This window comes from Corynebacterium sp., from assembly GCF_012837295.1.
Classification (GTDB): Bacteria; Actinomycetota; Actinomycetes; order Mycobacteriales; family Mycobacteriaceae; genus Corynebacterium.
This window is the reverse complement of record NZ_DURI01000363.1, coordinates 1-1852: the sequence shown is the minus strand read 5'-3', so window position 1 is coordinate 1852 and position 1852 is coordinate 1. Positions and strand designations below refer to the sequence as shown.

General features: G+C 65.4%; 2 protein-coding genes. Both read left to right on the top strand.

Annotated elements, in window-relative coordinates; genetic code table 11:
* Nucleotides 1–195: 195 nt before the first annotated feature.
* Nucleotides 196–999 carry a MerR family transcriptional regulator gene (locus tag GX015_RS11905; RefSeq protein ID WP_291345374.1) on the top strand — a complete coding sequence of 268 codons (804 nt, stop codon included), beginning with the start codon at nucleotides 196–198 and terminating at the stop codon, nucleotides 997–999.
* A gap of 77 nt (nucleotides 1000–1076) precedes the next feature.
* Nucleotides 1077–1667 carry a hypothetical protein gene (locus GX015_RS11900; protein ID WP_291345373.1) on the top strand — a complete coding sequence of 197 codons (591 nt, stop codon included), beginning with the start codon at nucleotides 1077–1079 and terminating at the stop codon, nucleotides 1665–1667.
* Nucleotides 1668–1852 lie beyond the last annotated feature (185 nt).

Genomic DNA, 1852 nt, shown 5'->3' with positions numbered 1-1852 from the left:
TCACCGGCCCGCCGGAGAGGAACCACCTCACCGGCAGCCCGCGACGGTGATCCCCGCGATCACCTGACGCGGACGCGACAGAACCCCGCCACCCGGCCTTCCGGTGGCGGGGTTTCCGCGTGCGTGGAGGGGGGTTGGGTAGTTCGATGAAACTGGCCTTGACCTTGACGCGGCGTCAAGGTGCACGATGTAGTCATGCGCATATCCGATCTCGCTCGGGCTGCAGGCTGTTCCACCCGAGCCATACGGCACTATCATTTCGCGGGCGCGTTTCCGGAGCCTCCGCGCAACTCTTCCGGCTACCGCGACTACGGCATCTCCGATGTGGCACGAGTGCTGCGGATACGAGCGCTCGTGGAAGCGGGCGTTCCCCTGCGGACCGTCGCCGAGATGGGCCCGGGTATGGGTGCCGATGAACGCAAGGTCCTATCAGTGGCTTTGCAGGATCTCGATGGTCGCATTGACGAGTTGATGCTCCAACGAGATCGATTGCAGTCGATGCTCGACGGCACTTTCGGATTGCCGCCGGACATTCGCGAGGGAGTCCGGGCTGCGGTGATGGGCGGAGACGCCGAGGAGGTGCCGTGCGCCGACACCGACCTGGAGGCTCACGCGGAGTCCGAGCTCGCCTCCCTCGAACTTATGGCGCTGTCCGGCGTCGCCACAGAGGACACATGGGCATTGCTTCGCCGGAACCTGAAGGATGATGCCTGCATCGGGTTCACCCATCGGGCGGCCACGGCGTGGATCGCTCTCGGCCGTCTGCCCCCGGGAAGGCCCGGCGACGGCAACGAGGTGGTGCACCGGCTGTGCGAAGAGGTGATTCTCGGCCAGCGTCAGGGGGTTTTCCGAGGGTTGACCGAAACACTCCAGCCGGGAGACGTTCCGATCACCGTCGACGACGCGAAGCTGACGGGAGCTCAAGCCGAGCTTTTCGAGTACCTGGTGGCGAACTCATCGGCCGTCGAATCCAACCTGGATGCGGGTGGGGGAAAGTGAAACGGGTATTGCCCGGCCGGTTGGCTCGGCTATTGAAGCGGCATCCGGCGGTATGGCTTTTCCGGAACGAGATTCGCGTGTGGGCCGATCTGATCCGGCTGATGCGGCGAAAGCGGGTCGTGGCACCCGGGAAGGTTCCGATACCCGCCGAAACGGGGCTGTGGGGGATACCCGGAATGATGACGGTTGCGACGATCATCGAGATCATCGCGCTCGAACTGCTCCTGCCGTGGCCTGCGGTGCGGGTCGTGTTGGCGCTGGTCTCGATCTACTCGCTGGTGATCCTGTGGGGCCTCATCGGCCAGCGAGCGGTGCATCCGCACACGGTCGGGCCGGAGCTGGTGCTCAAGCGTGGCCGGACAATCATCGCGAGAATCGACGTCGCCGACGTGGCGGAGGCCGTGGTGTCCCGCGACTATGCGGCAGAACAATACGCCGTCGACGGTGGCGTGCTGACGTTGGCCAACGGCCAAGGGGCGAACGTCCATGTCACCCTTTTACCCGACGCTGACTCTGCGCAGGCACAACCTCCGACATGGATTCCGTGGAAGAAGAAGCCGATGGAGACGGTAACGGAAATTGCGCTATGGGCCGACGATCCGATTGAGGCCGTCTCCGCCATTCGAACCGCGAGGGACCGGGCACTGGCTCGGACCGAGGCAGATTGAGGCCCAGCGCGTGGATGGAGGTGGCGGACCCCCTCCCGTGCACTGGGCATCCATCTGCGTACTGGCCGCGGAGGCGCCGCTCGCGCCGCCTACGCGAACTCGACGGGCTTCTTGCCCCGCGGCAGCTCGGTGACTTCGCCTTCCTCGACGACGAGGTGCCGCGCCTCGAGGCGATCGACCATGCG

Coding starts and splice junctions, on each gene's coding strand:
- GX015_RS11905 (WP_291345374.1), top strand. CDS start 196: ATGCGCATATCCGATCTCGCTCGGGCTGCAGGCTGTTCCACCCGAGCC.